A 16,427-nucleotide genomic window follows, 5' to 3' on the forward strand; every position below is an offset into this window, starting at 1 on the left:
GTGACAACGGTCGACAGCGATCTCGATCGGCGCCAGGCGGCCTTCCGCCGCTGGGCGCCCTACTTCCTGCTCGGCCTGGGCACCTTCCTCGCAATGGCGACCGCCGGCCTGATCACACCGTTCAACGACCAGCGGATCGTGGCGGCGACGTTGGTAGGAGCTGCTCTCGTCCTGGAGGTGTGCTGGACCCGGTTCGGCCGCGGCCACCAGACCCCGGACCGGCTGTCGGTCGTGTACTACGGCCTGCGCTGGGCGATCGGCTTCGCGCTCACCCTGCTGAACGGCTTCTTCGCGTTCTACTCCGCGGCGGGCTACTACGACGCCGACGAGCGGCTCCCCGGCAAGCGGATCCGGCGGCTCGCGCTGTTCGCCTGCTCGATCCCGATCTCCGCAGCGCAGGCGAGCGGCATCCCGGTGCACGACACGGCGCGGTGGCTGGTGTTCGGCGGCCTGCTGATCGCGAACAACGCGCTGCTGACGGTCGCCAAGCACTTCGCCGACCAGGAGGAGGAGCGGTCGCGGGCCCGGGCCGCGACGATCTCCGAGCTCCAGCAGGCGCACGAGGACAACGCCGCGCTGCAGGCCCAACTGCTGGTCCAGGCCCGGGAGGCCGGCATCGCCGACGAACGGCGCCGGCTGGCCGCGGAGATCCACGACACCATCGCGCAGGGGCTGACCGGCATCATCGCCCAGCTCCAGGTCGTCGCGAACACCTCCGACCCGGCGACCGTCAAGGACCACGTCAGCCTTGCGACCGATCTGGCCCGGCACAGCCTGGGCGAGGCCCGGCGCTCGGTCCACAACCTCGCCCCGGTCGGCCTGTCGAACGACGGCCTCCCGGAAGCACTGCGGAAGATCGTCGACCAGTGGGCCGAGCGTCACGACGTACGCGCGGAGCTCACCGTCACCGGTCCGCCGCAACACCTGCACGGCGAGATCTCCGCGACGATCCTGCGCATCACCCAGGAGGCGCTGGCGAACGCGGCCAAGCACGCCGCCGCCACCCGCGTCGGAGTAACTCTCAGCTTCATGGACAGTGAGGTCACGTTGGACGTCCGCGACGACGGCAAGGGCTTCGACCCGATGTCCCTGCCGGCCCGGACCCGCACCGGCGGCTTCGGCCTCGACGGCATGCGTGCCCGGGCCGAACGGATCGCCGGATCACTCACCCTCGAGTCCGAACCAGGTTTCGGTACGGCGGTGTCGGCTCGCGTACCGTTGGTGCCCCATGCCTGACACCTTCCCCGAGATCTCGCTGATCCTCGTCGACGACCACCCGGTGGTCCGCAACGGCCTGCGCGGCATGTTCGAGTCCGAGGCCGGCTTCACCGTGCTCGGCGAGGCCTCGAACGGCGTCGAGGCGGTCGAGCTGGCCGCGGACCTCGATCCGGACGTGATCCTGATGGATCTGCGGATGCCCGGCGGCGGCGGGCTGGACGCGATCACCGAGCTGACCCGTCGCGGTATCCGGTCGAAGGTTCTGGTCCTGACCACCTGGGACACCGACACCGACACGCTGCCGGCGATCGAGGCCGGCGCGACCGGCTACCTGCTCAAGGACGCGCCGCAGGACGACCTGTTCAACGCCGTCCGCCAGGCCGCCGAAGGTCGGACGGTGCTCTCTCCCGCGGTCGCTTCCCGGCTCGTCACAGCTGTCCGTACGCCGGCGCCGAGCCCGCTCGCCGCGCGCGAACGGCAGGTCCTGGAGCTGGTCGCGAAGGGTACGCCGAACCGCGACATCGCCCGCGAGCTGTTCATCAGCGAAGCGACCGTGAAGACCCACCTCAGCCACGTCTTCACCAAGCTCGGCGTCACCGATCGCGCGGCAGCGGTGGCCAAGGGGTACGAGCAGGGCATCCTCGGCCGCGACTGATCGACGTTAGCCGCGGGGTACAGGTCAGGACATGAAGCCAACCCCAAAACCTCGAGTGGTCAGCTCCGCCCGCCGGCCGGCGGAGGCGAGCGGGCCCTTCGTCTGTAGCTGGAGTGCTGTCGGTAGCTGTGCTGTGGTCCGCGTCGCCGGTGTGATCGACGTCGTCGCCATGCCCACCTTCGCCGGCGAACTGCACCATGTGATCACCACCAAGCTGCCCCGCCTGGTGGTCGATCTGCGCCGCGTCACCTCGATGGAGGCGGCCGGCCTCGAGATACTCGCAGACGCCCACGACCTGGCCGTCGAACACGGCGGATGGCTGCGCGCCTCCGGAGCCGGTCAATGGCTGGCAGACCTGGTCCGGGCCACCCGCACCTCTCGGCCGCTCGACCACTACCCGGCCCTAGCCGACGCCCTCCCCGCCTACCGCCCCAGCATCATTTCCCCTCGCTGAAGGACCTACTTACTTCCTTCGCTTGTTTCCTCCCGTCACTTGCTTCCGCCGCTGAACGTGATGCCGTTGGTGAGTTGTTTCTGGGCGAGGAAGAAGATCAGCAGGCAGGGAATGGTGATCAGCACGGACGTTGCCGTTAGCAACGGGGTGTCGGTGCCGTTGACGGACTGGAAGCCGGCGAGTGCGAGCGGCAGGGTCTTCCACTGGTCGGAGTTGATGTAGATCGCCGGGCCGAGGAAGTTGTTCCAGTAGCCCATGAACAGCAGGATCGAGACGGCGACCACGGCCGGCCGGGCCAGCGGCAGGTAGACCAGCAGGAACATCTTGAACCAGCCGCACCCGTCGACGACCGCGGCGTCGGCCAGCTCGGACGGCATCCGGGCGAAGAACTGCCGGAACAGGAAGATGTAGAACGGCGACCCGAAGAACGCCGGCAGGATCAGCGGGTACAGCGTGTCGACCATGCCGAAGTTGTTGAACAGCATGAACTGCGGCACCATCGTCACCTCCCCCGGCAGCAGCATCGTCGCCAGTACGACGGCGAACAGCACGCCGGCGAACCGCACCCGCAGCCGCGCGAACGCGAACCCGGCCAGCGAGCAGGAGAACACCGTCCCGACGATCGGGATCAGCGTCGTGAGCACCGAGTTCAACGCGTACCGCCAGAACGGGAACGACGTCACCGCGCGGGTGTAGTTGCTCCACAGGAACTCGTGCGGTACGACGCTCGCGCCCGAACTCCCGACGCCCGCCAACGAGCGCAACGACGTCGCGATCATCCACAGGAACGGGTAGACGAACACCAGCGACCCGAGTGCGAGCACGACGTACAGGACGACGGTCAGAGTGAGGTTGCGGCGCCAGAGCGGCCGATCCGCACGTACGACCAAGGGTTCTGCGAGTGCAGTCATCGACGCCTCCGTTTCCGGCCTGGTTCGGTCTCGTAGTACACGGCGAACGCGCTGCCGCGGAGGGTGACCGCGGTCAGGGCGAGGATCACGACGAACAGGATCCAGGCCAGCGCGGACGCGTAGCCCATCCGGAAGTTCTGGAAGGCGTTGTCGTAGAGGTAGTAGACGAAGAACAGCAGCGAGTCCTTCGGTCCGCCGTTCGCGATGAAGCCCTGGGTGAAGATCTGCAGCGAGCCGATGATGCCGGTGAGCGCGTTGAACAGGATGATCGGCGAGAGCTGCGGCAGGGTCACATGCCAGAACTGGCGCACCGCGCCGGCGCCGTCGAGCGCCGCCGCCTCGTACAGGTTCGGCGGGACATCCTTCAGCCCGGCCAGGTAGATCACCATCGCGCCGCCGACCGTCCACAGGCTCATCAGGATCACCGTCGGCAACGCCCACGACGAGTCGTTGAACCAGCCCGGTCCCTGGATGCCGAAGTGCGCGAGTACGTCGTTCGCCAACCCGTACTGCGGGTTGAACACCCACAGGAACAGCACCATCTGCGCGACGCCCGAGACGAGCGAGGGCAGGTACCAGACCGTGCGGAACAACCGCATGCCCGGGAGGTCGGTGTTCAGCAGCAGTGCGACGAGGAACGCCAGCGCGGTCTGCAACGGCACGCTGATCACGGCGTACAGGAGGGTGACCTTCAGCGCCTGCGCGACCTGCGGATCCTGGAAGGCCTCGGTGTAGTTGGACAGGCCAACGAACTGCGGCGGCGTGATCAGGTCCCAGGACGTCAGGCTGACGTAGATCGACGATGCCATCGGACCGAGCGTGAACAAGCAGAACCCGATCAGCCACGGCGAGACGAACAGCCAGAACGCGATCGTCTTGTCGGCCCGTGGCCACCGCCGCCGCGCCCCGTACGCCGCCAGCCCGATGACGGCGTACAGGACGATCAGCAGGAGCAGGAACGGGACCAGCGGGACGAGGACGCCGGGGACACCCCACGAACTGGCGAGGTCCCGGATCCAGCCGACGGTGGGAGTCATTTCTTCAGGGCCTGCGTGCACTTCTGGGCGAGCTGCGGCAGGATCTTCGCGACGTCGTCCTTGCCGGTGCCGAGCGCGGTGTAGCTGGTCATGCCCTTCTCGGCGTCACCCGACAGCTGCGCCTCCTTGGCGACCGAGACGCCGACGATGCCCGACTTCAGCGCGGTGGTGAACGCGGCCAGGTTCCGCTCCGTCGGCAGGACCTTCTCCAGGGTCGGCGTCGAGGCCGCGATGATCGGTACGCCGAGCGCCGTGTTGCCCTGGATCAGCTGGTCCTGGGCGACCTGCTGCGTACTGGCGAACTCGACGAACTTCTTGGCGGTCTCGAGCTGCTTGCCGCTCGCGTTCTTCGCGATGCCGAGGCCGTCGACCTCCATCGGGAATCCCTTGCCGGGCACCGGGACGAGCGTCCAGTTCGGCTTGCTGATCTTGGCGAAGTCGGCCACCGTCCACGGCCCGAAGTCGCTGAACGTCGCGAGCCGGCCGGCCGCGAACCACTGCGCCTGGTCCTGCCCCTGGATATCCGTCGAGGTCGGCGCGTACCGGTTCTTCTGCATGTCGACGACGTACTGCGCGGTCTGTACGCCGGTCCCGTCGCCGAACGTGCACTCGGTCGCGTCGGCGTTGTAGTACCCGCCGCCGGCCGCGGTCAGCCAGCCGCGGTACCAGAGGTTGCTGGACCCGTAGACGCGGGCCTTGCCGTCGCCGTGCGACAGCTTGGCGGCGGCGGCCTTGAACTCGTCGAGGCTCAGCGGTGTGGTTGCGCTGGGCAACGGTACGCCGGCGGCCTTGAACGCGTCGGTGTTGATCGCCATCACCTTGGGCTTGGCCGCGAACGGCATCGCGTAGTACTTGTCCTGGTACTGCATCGCGGACGAGATGTTCGGCTGCACGTACTTGCCGGGGTCAACGGTCTGCTCGGCGAAGCTGGGCGCGAAGCCGGCCAGGCTGGTGTTGCTGATCTCCATCACCGTCGACTGGGTGCCGGCCGCGATCGAGGTCTGCAGCTTCTGCTCGTAGTCGGACTGGATCCAGTTGGTCGTCACCTTGGTGCCGGGGTTGGCCTTCTCGAAGGCCGCCGCGATCGCCTTGAGCGAGGCAGCTTCGGAGTTGGTGCCCCAGAACGAGAAGCTGATCTCGGCGGTACCGCTGTCCTTGTTGGACGCGGGGGCATTACCGGTCGCACAGCCGGCGGCCAGGAGGACGGCGATTGCGGTGGGCAGCAGTTTCTTCATGAGAGGTCCTTAGTGACCCGGGCGGTCCGACCGGGTTCGAGGGAATGGGTCTCGGTCCCGACGGTCACCGCGAGCGGACCTGGTCCGCTGAGGACGGTGACTTCGGTCGTGTGCCGGCCGACTTGGTGGATCCGGACAGTCCACGCGCCGAGCGGCAGATTGTCGGCAATCAGATTGTCGATCTCGGCGGGCAGGTGGGACGTGATGGCGACGGCGGCGTTCGGTGCGTCCGGGCGTAGCCCCAACAGACCGGCGACGAGGTGCTCGACGACCGTGAACGAGATCTCCGGGTAGTCGTCGCGGCTGTCGATCAGGTGCTTGGTCCAGCGCCACGCCGACTCGTCCCGGCCGTGCGTGAACAGGAACTCGGGCCAGTAGCTGAACGACTCGATATTGAGCGGCGGATCGGACTCCATCCGGGCTTCCAGATAGTCGAGGAACCGCTCGTTACGTTCCCCGGTCCCACTCAGCCCGAACAACGGGACGAGCGTGTGCGACTCCAGTCCCCAGTCGAAGTCGAGTCCGTCCTTGGTGATGCCCCGGGCGAAGTGGTCCCCGTTCCACCACCCGTCGTAGGTCGCTTGGATCCGGTCGGCGTCGGCGTGCCGGCCGAGCTTGCGGAGGACGGCGTACTGCGTCGCGAGGCCGTCGCCCGCGACGAGGAGCGGCGCCTCGCGCTCGTTGTAGGTGGCGGTGCCGAGGAAGATGTCCGCGGTCCCGCCCGCCTCGGGGATGCCGTCGCCGTCGGCGTCATGTGCTTCGACGAACTCGCCGGCGCTGTGCCGGTAGTACGCAGCCAGGTCGGGGTCGTCGATCCATCGGCGGTCGCCGGTCCAGTCGTACTGCTCCAGCGCCCGGTAGGCCAGGTCGAACACCGCGGGGATCTCCCGGACGAAGTGCTCGTCGTCGTGGTAGTCGAGGTCGGCGATCCGGCCGTCGAAGTGGAAGGCCCAGATCGGGAACCACTTCCGGGCCGGCGTCGCCGAGCGGGCGAAGTGCCGGAACATCGCGAAGTTCTCCGCGTCCAGGCCGAGCAGATGCGCGCCGGCCGCCTGGTGGCAGACGTCGCGCGAGTAGAACATCGGCCGGGACGGGTAACCGGCCCAGTACGACGGGAGGTTCCCGGGGCCGGTCCGCACCCAGTCCAGAGCCCGCTTCCGGGCCCACACGAAGGCCTCCTCGACGTAGGCGCTACTGGACGTCAGGGTCAGCACGGCAGCTCCTCACACACATTGGATATTAGCGCTAAAACTAGGGACGTCCGCCAATTCCGTCAATACCTTCTGGGGGGTCGTGTTTTACCGCTATAGTCCAGGACGTGACGACTTTCGAGATCCGCTCTCCCGACGGCCGCACGCGGCGCACCGGCACCCTCAGCGGCCCCGGCACGATCACCCCCCGGCCACTGGAGACACCTGGTCTGCAGTCCTACGAGGTGGCTGCCGGCGGTGCGGTGACGTTGCGGTGGACCTGGCCGGCCGAGGATGCGGTCACGCTGTGGCGGCCGACCCAGGACTCCCGGCGGAACTTGCCGACCGACTGGGGCTCGCACCGCGACATCCGTTCCGTCCGCTCGGCCCCGGTGGCGGCGTTGGTCGACGGGCAGGACAACGCATTGTTGACAATCTCCTTGTCGGCAAGCGTTCGCGGCTGCGACTTCGCCGTGGGGGTGAACGAAGAGACCGCCGAGCAACTGGTCGAGTTGACCGTCACCGACGCCGAGGACGATGCATTCAGCCTGCGGATCGACACCCGGCCGCAGCACTTCGCCAAGGCGCTCCGAGGGGTGACGGACGAGTGGACAGCTGAGCTCGGGGACCGCATTGCGCGCGTGCCGCAGGTTGCGCGGACCGCGATGTACTCGACCTGGTACAGCGACCACCAGCACGTCTCGGCCGGGTCCGTCGAGCGCCACGCCCGCGCCGGAGCGGCGTACGGCTGCACGGCGGTGATCGTCGACGACGGCTGGCAGACCGACGACACGCGGCGCGGGTACGCGTACTGCGGCGACTGGGAGCCGACCAGCCAGACCTTCCCCGACATGGCCGAGCATGTACGGCGGGTGCACGAGCTCGGCCAGCGGTACGTGCTGTGGCTCGCGCCGCCGTTGATCGGGGTGCAGTCGAAGGCCTGGGACCGGTTGAAGGACCGCACGCTCGGGTTCGCCGACGCCGATGTCACCGCAGTACTGGATCCGCGGTTCTCCGAGGTGCGGGAGCACCTGCTCGAGTGCTGTATCCGTCCGGTTCGGGATTGGGGCGTCGACGGCCTCAAGCTCGACTTCATCGATTCGTGGGCCCGTGACAACACTCCCCCGGCGCCTGGTGCCGATTGCGAGTCCATTGACGAGGGCGTCGAGCGATTCCTGCAGGCGGTCACCGGGGAGCTGCGCCGGCTGCGGGCCGACGTGCTGATCGAGTTCCGGCAGGACTACGTGAACCCGCGGCTGTGGCAGTTCGGCACGTTCCTGCGAGCCGGCGACTGCGCGCTGGACCCGGTGGAGAACCGCGTCCGCACAGTCGACTGCCGACTGCTGGCGGGTGACCGTGCGGTGCACTCGGACATGCTGCTGTGGCACCCGTCGGCGTCCGCGGAGAACGTCGCACAACAGTTCATCGGAGCATTGTTCAGCACGCCGCAGGTGTCGATGGAGCTCGACGCGTTGTCGCCGGAGCATGAGCAGGTGGTGCGGCACTGGCTCGGGTTCATGCGTGAGCACGCCGACGTGCTGCTGCACGGCGCGCTCCTGCCGTCCCGACCGGATGCGCGCTACACGCAGGTGCGTGCGGTCGGGGCCACCGAGACCGTGGTGGCGGTGTTCGCCAACCCCGTCGTGCGCGTATCGGACCCGTGCACGCTGGTCGTGAACGGCGGTGTGGACCAGAGGATCTATGTCGAAGGTGTCGAAGATCGGTCCGTCGAGCTCGTAGTCTCGGACTGCGCGGGCGTCGAGGTGTCTCGCAGCACCACGACATCGACGACATCGACGACAGGGCCGTGGGCGATCGACGTACCGGTCGGCGGGGTGGCCCGGATCGTACGGACCTGAGGGGGATCGATTGAAGCGAACAACCGTTGCGGACGTGGCAAAGCTGGCCGGGGTGTCGGCGATGACAGTGTCGAATGTGCTGAACGCACCGCATCGCGTGGCACCGCCGACGGTCCAGACCGTGCGAGCCGCGATCGAGGAGCTCGGGTACACCCCCAACCACGCGGCCCGCGCGCTGTCGTCCGGCCGTAGCCAGGTGATCGGACTACCGCTGTACTTCGAGGACGAGGAGAACCCCGGCCTCGGCGGATTCCTGCACGGCTTGCTCGGCGGCCTGGTGAAATCGGCGGCTTTGTCCGGGTACGGCGTGCACGTGGCGACGCCGGTGGAGGGTGCGACCGAGATCGCGCTGTACGAGAAGCTGATCGCGGCCCGTCAGGTGGATGCGATCGTCGTACTGGAGACGATGCCGCACGACGAGCGGATCGACTTCCTCAGCCAGCGGCGGTTCCCGTTCGTCGCGTTCGGGCGGACCGGGCCGGCGCAGCGGCAGTGCTGGGTCGACGTGGACAACGAGACCTCGATGGCCGGGATCGCCGAGCATCTGAAGTCGACCGGCCGCGAGCGGGCGGTGTACCTGGCGACCGACAGCTCGCTGCCGTGGGTGCATCAGCGGCAGGCCGGGTTCGTCCGGGAGTTCCCGTCGACGGTCGTGCGCTCGTTCGGATCGCTCGAGGCCGTGGCGGCGTACGTCGAGGAGACGGCGACAGGAGCAGGGGCGCCGGACGTTTTCGTCGCGGACAACGACGCGTTCGCGGTCGTGGCGATGCGGTCGCTGCAGCGACGTGGTGTCGCCGTCGGCGAGGACGTTGCCGTCACCGGGTTCAACGATTTCCCGTTCGCGAGCCTGCTCGACACCCCGCTGACGACGGCCCGGATCCCGCTGCGGGACATCGCCACCTGCCTGTTCGACCGTGCCCTGCAGGAGATCAGCGGCGAGCCGGACGCGCCGGGACGACTTGTCACCGCGCCGCTGGTCGTCCGCTCGAGTGCCTGATAGCGGCCTCGACGAAGCGCGCGAGCTCCTTCGAGCGGCTGCCGGCGGGCCAGACCACGAACATCCGATACACCTCGACATCGGCCACCGGCCGATAGACGACGTCCGGCCGGATGTTGCGCTCGGCCATCGACTGCGGCACCAGCGCGACCGCCTGCCCGAACGCGACGACCTCGAGCAGCTGCGACGAGTCCTGGACGATCGGCCCGTCCACCGGATCGTCCGGCCGCGCCGACCAGTAGTTGCGCTCGGCAACATTGGACCGGCTCCACCGCGGCGCCGGAATCCCAGCCAGGTCGTCGGCCCGCAGCACCTCGCGTCCAGCCAGCTCGTGCCCGGCCGGCAGCGCGGCAACCCGCGGCTCGGTGTACAGCTCCTCCATCTCCAGTCCAGGGTCGTCGAACGGCCGACTCACCAGCGCCACATCCGCACGTCCGTCGCGCACCATGTCCGCCTGCTCCCCGAACCCACTGACCACGACCTCGATCCCAGGAAACTCGCCGCCCAGCTCGGAGACGATCCGGTGCAGCAACTCGGTCGCCACACCAGGCTTCGCCGTCACCACGAGGCCCCGCGACGAGGCACCGGCCCGCTGCGTCCGCCGTACCGCGGAATCCAACGCGTCGAGCACCGGCCCGGACTCCTTCAGCAACGTCTCCCCCGCGTCAGTCAGCTCGAGACGGGTCCCGGATCGGTCGAACAGGTCGACGCCGAGCCGGTGCTCGAGCTGCCGCATCGCGCGGGACAGCGGCGGCTGAGCGATCCCGAGGCGCTCGGCCGCGCGGGTGATGTTCAGGTCCTCGGCGACTGCGCGGAAGTAGCGAAGTTCGCGGATCTCTGGTTCCGGCATACCTCCAGGGTATGGCGGACCACCCGATCGGTGTTGGTCCGCGGCAGTGGGTGCGCGCTCAACTGGGGACATGAATCAGAACGAAGTCGCCCTCGTGACGGGCGGAAACAAAGGCATCGGCCGCGAGATCGTCCGCCAACTCGGCCTGCGCGGACTCACCGTCTACCTGGCTGCACGCAACCCCGAACTTGGCGCCGCCGCCGCGGCGGAGCTACGAGCCGTGGACCTCGACGTAAGGTTCGTCCAGCTCGACGTGACCGATGCCGAGTCGGTCGACGCCGCCGCGAAACAGGTCGAGGCGGACTCCGGCCGGCTCGACGTGCTGGTCAACAACGCCGGCATCGTGGCCGAGTGGGGTACGTCGGTCGCGGACATCACGGCTGACCAGGTGCGGACGGCGTACGACGTGAACGTGTTCGGGGTCGTCGCCGCGATCCACGCGTTCCTACCTGTGCTGCGACGGTCGCCGAACGCGCGGATCGTGAACATGTCCAGCGGGCTGGGATCCGTCAACCTCCTCTCCGAACTCGACGGCCGCCTCGCCACGCAAGGCCTGCTCGCCTACAGCTCGTCGAAGGCGGCGCTCAACGCTCTCACCCTCGTCTACGCCAGCGCGCTCCGCGCAGACGGCATCAAGGTGAACGCCGCAACCCCCGGCCTCGTCCCGACCGACCTCAACTCACAGGCCTCGGTACCACGCGGCGAACGGACCGTTGCCGACGGAGCAGCCGTCCCGGTCGCCCTGGCAACACTCCCCGCAGACGGCCCCACCGGAGTCTTCAGAGGACCTGGCTCGCTGGAAGACGTGGCTGCGTGGTGAGGGCCTGACGGGCGAGCAGGAGGATGGTCGCGGTGCCGAGGAGGCCTGCGGCGGCGATGGTGAGGTTGGGGGCCAGGAAGGAGCCGACGACGCCGGCCAGGGCGATGCCGACGCCCTGGATCGCCATCAGGCCGCTGGTCTGGACGGTGAACAGGCGGCCTCGGTACGACGGGTCGACGTGCTGCAGGATCAGCGGGTCGATGCCCTGGTTGAACGCGTAGCCGGCGCCGGCGATCGCGAGCAGAATCGCCGCGACCGGGATGGCCGGCCCGGCCAGGAACGCGATCGCGGGGAGCTGACTGGTGAGCAGGAGCGGTACGACGAGCCGCCGCCGCACGGAAGGGCGAAACCGTGCGACGACGAGCTCGCCGAGAACAGTGCCGACGGCGTACCCGGTGAACAACGCACCGGCGGCCGCGGCGACCGTACCGACCTGGGCGGTGTAGGCGACCGCGAGCCCGTCCGGGACGGACGAGAACGCGGGCGCTGCCCAGGTCAGCACGATGAGGGTGCGGAGCTTGCGGTTCGTGAACAGGTACTGCAGGCCGGTCCAGGAATCGCGGACCGCATTCCGCTGCCGATCCCCCGGCGGGCTGTACGGCGTACCAACACCGATCACAACCGCTGACACCACGAAGGTCAGCACGTCGAGGGCGAGCAGCCAGTTCGCACCGATCGCCGCCATCGCCACGCCACCGAGCGCGAACCCGGTCAGCACCGTCACCTGACTGATTGCCCGCAGCAACGACCTCCCGATCGGGAACAGGTCGCCCGGCAACAGGTGCGCCAGGCCGGCCGCCCGCGCCCCGGCGAAGATCGGCGCGATCAGCCCGGTCCCGAGCAACAACGCGAGCAACCCGGCGACCGGCATTCCCGGCACCAGCATGCCGCCGATACAGACCGCACTCAGCAGGTCGCACCCCACCAGCACCCGCCTGGCCGGAAACCGATCCGCCACGGACGAGAACAGCACACCACCCACGGCGTACGGCAGGAACGAGCACACCAGAACGAGTGCCGACAGCAACGGTGAACCGGTCCGCTCGAACACCAGGATCGACAACGCGACCTGCGCGGCAACGGTCCCCAGCATCGACACCGCGTGCGCGCCGAACACCGCCCGCATACCGGGGACGCTCAGCACAGCTCCGTAGGACCTCACGCCGACAGCGTGCACGACCGTCCGGCGGCGGGCGTAGAGTTTTGGTTGTGGCCGAAAGTTCACTCTCATGACGGCACTGCGCTTCACGCAGGCGGATGCCCTGCGCTGCCGCTTCGGCGCCTCGCCGCTGTGGGAGACGATGTCCGCGGTACGGGTGCTCAACGGGGCGAAGCACCGGCCGCTGTACGCCGACTGGATCGCGGCGCGGCAGGACGTCGCGCGCAAACTCGATCTGCGCGGATTGAAGGCCGTGCAGCCCCGCGTCGGGTTCACGCCGGACTTCCTCACGCCACCGCCCAAAGCGTCCCGGGCGAAGTTCGCGACCGAGATCGCCCGCGTCCGCAGCACGCCGCTCGAGCGAGTCCGCGCCGAGCTGATCCGCTCGCGGGACGAGCTGAAGAACCCGGGAACACCGGAGATCGACAAGATGCTGACCGACCTGGCCGGCACCCGGGAACGGCTCGCCGACGAGATCGAGAGCGCCTGGGAAGCCCTGATCAGGCCCGACTGGCCGATGATCAGCCGCGTGCTCGAGGACGACATCGCGTACCGCGGCCGGCAACTCACCGACGGCGGGCTTGCCGGCCTCTTCGACGACCTGCACCCGACGCTCGTCTGGGAGGACGACCGCCTGATCCTCACCCGGTACCGCTTCGAGGGGCGCGACCTGACCGGGCAGGGCCTGCTCCTCGTCCCCGGAGTCTTCGCCTGGCCGCACCTCGTGGTCGTCGCGGACCCGGCGTACCACCCGACGCTGGTCTACCCGGCCCGCGGCGCCGCTCGCCTCTGGTCCGACGCGCCCGCTCCGCCGGACGCGCTCGCCCGCCTCCTCGGCCGCACGCGTGCCACGCTGCTCATCGCCCTCGATCCACCAGCCACCACGAGCGCCCTCGCCACCCAGTACGACCTCGCCCTCGCCACAGTCGCCGAACACCTCTCCGCGCTGTACGACGCCGGCCTGGCCACACGTCGCCGTACCGGACACCAGGTGCACTACCGCCGGACCGAAGTAGGACAGGCCGTCGTCGACGCCTCCGTCGGATAACCTCCCACGGGCGTGAGAATGCTGGGATGAAGAAGCCGACGAAGGCCGCGCGGCCGAGCACTCGTCACACCCGGCGCTGGCCGGCCTCGCTGGCGGTGGTCGCGGTGCTGATCCTGCAACTGCTGGTGCCGACGCAGATCAACGGCCTACCGCGCTGGGTGATGCCCACCCTCGGCGCGCTGCTTCTCCTGCCGCTGATCTACATGAACCCGTTGCACCTCCACCGCGACGAACCCTGGCTGCGCCGGGTCGAACTTGTGCTGCTCGGGGTCCTCGTGGCGGCCAACATGTTCTACCTCGGCGGGTTGATCTACTTCCTCGACCACGGCGCCGCGAACCAGGGCCTGGTGCTGGTCAAGGGCGCGGTCCTGATCTGGGTGACGAACGTGGTCGCTTTCGGAGTCTGGTACTGGGAGGTCGACCGCGGCGGACCGTTCGCCCGCGCTCCCGAGCACGAACGCGAGGCCGAGCGGGCGGACCTGCTGTTCCCGCAGATGACCGTCGACCTGGACGGCTGGAAGAACTGGCTGCCCGGGTTCACCGACTACCTGTACGTGTCGTTCACCAACGCGACCGCCTTCAGCCCGACCGACACGCTGCCGCTGACCGCGCGGACCAAGGTGCTGATGGGCGTCGAATCGGGGATCTCGCTACTCACCGTCGCGATCGTCGCCGCCCGCGCGGTGAACGTGCTCTGAGATCTCCCTCGACAGGTCTGTAATGGGCATGAGACCGTTATGCCCATGTACAGCACGAAGTCGGTGGGATTGGGGTTCGCGATCTTCTCCGCGATCACGTTCGGCGGGTCGGGACCGTTCGCGAAGGCGCTGATCGGCGCCGGATTCACGCCGGAGCAGGCGGCCTGGCTGCGGATCCTCGGCGCCGCCGCCGTACTGGTCCCGCTCGTGCTGGCCTTCCGTGGCCGCGCCGGTCTGCGCGCGGCGCGAGCGTCCTGGAAGGCCCTGGTGCTCTACGGCCTGACCGGGATCGCCGGTTGCCAGACGCTGTTCTTCCTCGCGGCCAGCCGGCTGCCGGTCGGGGTCGCGCTGATGCTCGAGTTCTCCGGTCCGATCCTGGTGGTCGCGTGGCTCAAGTTCGGGCAGAAGGTCGCAGTACCGCGCTCTGCCGCGATCGGCGTGAGCATCGCGGTCGTGGGTCTCGCGACGGTGGCCGAGATCTGGAGCGGGCTGCAGATCGACCCGATCGGCCTGCTCGCCGGGCTCGGTGCGGCCGCGTGCCAGGCGACGTACTTCATTCTGATCGACAAGCTGACCGGTGCCGCGGATCCGTTGGTGATGACCGCGGCAGGCAGCGTGGTCGGTGCCGTCGTCCTCACCTTCATCGCCGCACCCTGGGGTACGCCGTGGCACGTGCTCGTCGACACGATCGCGATCGGCCACCGGCACGCACCCGGCTGGGTGATGGCCGCCTGGCTGATCCTCGTGAGCACCGTCGTCGCCTACCTGGCCGGGGCGGCCGCGGTGCAGCGGCTGTCGGCGGCGATCGCCGGCGCGGTCGCGTACGTCGAGGTCGTCGCCGCCTGCATCTTCGCGTTGATCCTGCTCGGCGAGACGCTGCGGACCAACCAGATCATCGGCGGCGCCATCGTCCTGGTCGGCGCCTTCGTGGCCCAGTCGTCGGTCGGGAAGGTCGTTCCTCCGGAGATTCCTGACTCTGACACTCCCCGGACCGACGTACTGGACCCCGTCATCTGAGCGAATCCACCAGCTCCCGCGGCAGACCGTGGGTGTCGTGCAGGTACTTGTAGTCGGTGTCGTCGAGCGACTTGTGGAAGCGCTCGTGGCTGAGCACCTTCCGGCCGCGGTCGAGCAGGTTGCTGAACCGGATCTCCTCGTCGATCAGGATCCGCCGGATCATCGTCACCGTCTCGCCCTGGTGGAAATGGCTCAGCGTGTGCTCGAACAGCTCGATCGGCACGTCGGACAGCGAGCGTGAGTCGTCGTCGCGCCAGAGCGTGGTGAGCATCCGGCGGATCAGCCGGCGCAGCACGTACCCGCGGCCGGTGTTCGACGGGTGCACGCCGTCGCCGACGATCACGATGCTGGACCGCAGGTGGTCGATCACGATCCGCCGGGACCGCTCGTCCAGCTTCCACAGCTTCGGGATCGTCCGCATCCACGGCTCGAACAGCGAGGTCTCGTACACCGAACGCTTGCCCTCGAGCAGCATGGTGAGCCGCTCGAGACCTAGACCGGTGTCGATATTGCATTCCTTCCCCGCCCCACCACCCCAGTCGTTCTGCTGCTTGAGCGGCTCGAGCGAGCCGTCGTCGTGGCGGCGGTAGCGCATCATCACGTGGTTCCACACCTCGACCCAGCGGTCGTCCGTCGTCGGCGTACCCTCCGGGTCGCCGTCGCCGGTCCAGACGAAGATCTCCGAGTCCGGGCCGCACGGACCGGTCGGGCCGTTCGACCACCAGTTGTCCTCGGTGGTCAGCTCGATCGGCAGGCCGAGCTCCTGCCAGGTCCGCAGCGACTCCTGGTCCAGCGGCACCTGCTCGTCACCCCCGAACACGGTCACGTACATCCGCCGCGGGTCGAGGCCGAAACGGCTGGTCAGCAGCTCGTAACCCCACTTCAGGGTCTCGCTGCTCCCGTAGTCCCCGAGCGACCACGAGCCCAGCATCTCGAACACGGTCAGGTGGGTCCGGTCCCCCACCTCGTCGAGATCGGTGGTTCGCAGGCATCGCTGGATGCCCACGAGTCTGCGCCCCAGCGGATGGGGCTCGCCTTCCAGGTACGGGGTGAGTGGATGCATCCCCGAGGTCGTGAAGAGCACCGGATCACCCAGCCGCGGGATGAGCGTGGACCCGGTTGTCGGGACGTGGTCGCGGTCGATGAAGAAGTCGATGAAAGTCCTGCTGATGGTCATGTCCGTGGTCCTTGTTCAGATCGGACCGGAACCAGACCACCGGGCTTCAGAAACAACAACACCGGCGAACCGTTTCCGGTCGCCGGTGGGAGTTTCGAAGAT

16 protein-coding genes are annotated in these 16,427 nt (G+C 68.5%); 9 read left to right on the top strand and 7 right to left on the bottom strand.

Annotation, left to right across the window (positions count from 1 at the left end; all coding sequences use genetic code 11):
* From ACIA58_RS13600 to ACIA58_RS13610, 3 genes are all read left to right on the top strand, one after another.
* On the top strand, positions 1-1,236 hold the full coding sequence (locus ACIA58_RS13600; protein WP_396403947.1) for a sensor histidine kinase: 1,236 nt from the start codon (positions 1-3) through the stop codon (positions 1,234-1,236).
* Positions 1,229-1,873, top strand: a complete 645-nt coding sequence (locus ACIA58_RS13605; RefSeq protein WP_396403948.1) for a response regulator — start codon at positions 1,229-1,231, stop codon at positions 1,871-1,873. The genes ACIA58_RS13600 and ACIA58_RS13605 overlap by 8 nt, the downstream gene beginning before the upstream one ends.
* A 133-nt stretch (positions 1,874-2,006) precedes the next feature.
* The gene (locus tag ACIA58_RS13610; RefSeq protein WP_396403949.1) at positions 2,007-2,327 is read left to right on the top strand and encodes an STAS domain-containing protein; all 321 of its coding nucleotides are present in this window, start codon (positions 2,007-2,009) and stop codon (positions 2,325-2,327) included.
* Between the two features lie 35 nt (positions 2,328-2,362).
* Here the strand turns inward: ACIA58_RS13610 and ACIA58_RS13615 are convergent, their stop codons facing one another.
* Genes ACIA58_RS13615 through ACIA58_RS13630 form a run of 4 tightly spaced genes read right to left on the bottom strand, consistent with a single transcriptional unit; the run spans position 2,363 to position 6,724 of the window.
* Positions 2,363-3,238: a carbohydrate ABC transporter permease gene (locus ACIA58_RS13615; RefSeq protein WP_396403950.1), complete on the bottom strand. Its 876-nt coding sequence runs from the start codon at positions 3,236-3,238 to the stop codon at positions 2,363-2,365.
* Complete coding sequence (locus tag ACIA58_RS13620; RefSeq protein ID WP_396403951.1) at positions 3,235-4,275, bottom strand: carbohydrate ABC transporter permease; 1,041 nt, start codon at positions 4,273-4,275, stop codon at positions 3,235-3,237. The genes ACIA58_RS13615 and ACIA58_RS13620 overlap by 4 nt, the downstream gene beginning before the upstream one ends.
* Positions 4,272-5,510 (bottom strand): extracellular solute-binding protein, encoded by a 1,239-nt coding sequence (locus tag ACIA58_RS13625; RefSeq protein WP_396403952.1) that lies wholly within the window; start codon positions 5,508-5,510, stop codon positions 4,272-4,274. Before ACIA58_RS13625 ends, ACIA58_RS13620 begins: the two co-directional genes overlap by 4 nt.
* Entirely contained in the window at positions 5,507-6,724 is a 1,218-nt protein-coding gene (locus ACIA58_RS13630) for a hypothetical protein (RefSeq protein ID WP_396403953.1), read from the bottom strand. The genes ACIA58_RS13625 and ACIA58_RS13630 overlap by 4 nt, the downstream gene beginning before the upstream one ends.
* Before the next feature lie 104 nt (positions 6,725-6,828).
* On the opposite strand from ACIA58_RS13630, the gene ACIA58_RS13635 reads away from it, so the two are divergent.
* Together ACIA58_RS13635 and ACIA58_RS13640 are read left to right on the top strand one after the other, a co-directional pair.
* Positions 6,829-8,559, top strand: a complete 1,731-nt coding sequence (locus tag ACIA58_RS13635; protein WP_396403954.1) for a glycoside hydrolase family 36 protein — start codon at positions 6,829-6,831, stop codon at positions 8,557-8,559.
* 34 nt (positions 8,560-8,593) lie between these two features.
* Complete coding sequence (locus ACIA58_RS13640; RefSeq protein WP_396404977.1) at positions 8,594-9,556, top strand: LacI family DNA-binding transcriptional regulator; 963 nt, start codon at positions 8,594-8,596, stop codon at positions 9,554-9,556.
* Here ACIA58_RS13640 and ACIA58_RS13645 read toward each other — a convergent pair.
* Positions 9,522-10,406, bottom strand: coding sequence for a LysR family transcriptional regulator (locus tag ACIA58_RS13645; RefSeq protein ID WP_396403955.1), 885 nt, complete (start codon positions 10,404-10,406; stop codon positions 9,522-9,524). The two genes, ACIA58_RS13640 and ACIA58_RS13645, sit on opposite strands and share 35 nt — an antisense overlap.
* 70 nt (positions 10,407-10,476) lie before the next feature.
* Between ACIA58_RS13645 and ACIA58_RS13650 the strand changes: the two genes are divergently transcribed.
* Positions 10,477-11,226 carry an SDR family oxidoreductase gene (locus tag ACIA58_RS13650; protein WP_396403956.1) on the top strand — a complete coding sequence of 250 codons (750 nt, stop codon included), beginning with the start codon at positions 10,477-10,479 and terminating at the stop codon, positions 11,224-11,226.
* Here ACIA58_RS13650 and ACIA58_RS13655 read toward each other — a convergent pair.
* Positions 11,186-12,388 carry an MFS transporter gene (locus ACIA58_RS13655; protein ID WP_396403957.1) on the bottom strand — a complete coding sequence of 401 codons (1,203 nt, stop codon included), beginning with the start codon at positions 12,386-12,388 and terminating at the stop codon, positions 11,186-11,188. The genes ACIA58_RS13650 and ACIA58_RS13655 overlap by 41 nt on opposite strands.
* Before the next feature lie 67 nt (positions 12,389-12,455).
* On the opposite strand from ACIA58_RS13655, the gene ACIA58_RS13660 reads away from it, so the two are divergent.
* From ACIA58_RS13660 to ACIA58_RS13670, 3 genes are read left to right on the top strand one after another with little or no spacing between them, the layout of a single operon-like run.
* Positions 12,456-13,433, top strand: coding sequence for a DUF5937 family protein (locus tag ACIA58_RS13660; protein WP_396403958.1), 978 nt, complete (start codon positions 12,456-12,458; stop codon positions 13,431-13,433).
* 26 nt (positions 13,434-13,459) lie between these two features.
* Positions 13,460-14,131, top strand: coding sequence for a hypothetical protein (locus tag ACIA58_RS13665; RefSeq protein WP_396403959.1), 672 nt, complete (start codon positions 13,460-13,462; stop codon positions 14,129-14,131).
* Between the two features lie 45 nt (positions 14,132-14,176).
* Positions 14,177-15,148, top strand: a complete 972-nt coding sequence (locus tag ACIA58_RS13670; RefSeq protein WP_396403960.1) for an EamA family transporter — start codon at positions 14,177-14,179, stop codon at positions 15,146-15,148.
* On the opposite strand, the gene ACIA58_RS13675 is transcribed toward ACIA58_RS13670, so the two are convergent.
* On the bottom strand, positions 15,141-16,325 hold the full coding sequence (locus ACIA58_RS13675; RefSeq protein WP_396403961.1) for an alanine--tRNA ligase-related protein: 1,185 nt from the start codon (positions 16,323-16,325) through the stop codon (positions 15,141-15,143). The two genes, ACIA58_RS13670 and ACIA58_RS13675, sit on opposite strands and share 8 nt — an antisense overlap.
* Between the last annotated feature and the right edge of the window lie 102 nt (positions 16,326-16,427).

The sequence above is a fragment of the Kribbella sp. NPDC051586 genome, from assembly GCF_044453965.1.
Lineage (GTDB): Bacteria > Actinomycetota > Actinomycetes > Propionibacteriales > Kribbellaceae > Kribbella.

Coding starts and splice junctions, on each gene's coding strand:
- ACIA58_RS13615 (WP_396403950.1), bottom strand. CDS start 3,238: ATGACTGCACTCGCAGAACCCTTGGTCGTACGTGCGGATCGGCCGCTC.
- ACIA58_RS13660 (WP_396403958.1), top strand. CDS start 12,456: ATGACGGCACTGCGCTTCACGCAGGCGGATGCCCTGCGCTGCCGCTTC.
- ACIA58_RS13675 (WP_396403961.1), bottom strand. CDS start 16,325: ATGACCATCAGCAGGACTTTCATCGACTTCTTCATCGACCGCGACCAC.
- ACIA58_RS13645 (WP_396403955.1), bottom strand. CDS start 10,406: ATGCCGGAACCAGAGATCCGCGAACTTCGCTACTTCCGCGCAGTCGCC.
- ACIA58_RS13625 (WP_396403952.1), bottom strand. CDS start 5,510: ATGAAGAAACTGCTGCCCACCGCAATCGCCGTCCTCCTGGCCGCCGGC.
- ACIA58_RS13665 (WP_396403959.1), top strand. CDS start 13,460: ATGAAGAAGCCGACGAAGGCCGCGCGGCCGAGCACTCGTCACACCCGG.
- ACIA58_RS13670 (WP_396403960.1), top strand. CDS start 14,177: ATGTACAGCACGAAGTCGGTGGGATTGGGGTTCGCGATCTTCTCCGCG.
- ACIA58_RS13620 (WP_396403951.1), bottom strand. CDS start 4,275: ATGACTCCCACCGTCGGCTGGATCCGGGACCTCGCCAGTTCGTGGGGT.
- ACIA58_RS13605 (WP_396403948.1), top strand. CDS start 1,229: ATGCCTGACACCTTCCCCGAGATCTCGCTGATCCTCGTCGACGACCAC.
- ACIA58_RS13650 (WP_396403956.1), top strand. CDS start 10,477: ATGAATCAGAACGAAGTCGCCCTCGTGACGGGCGGAAACAAAGGCATC.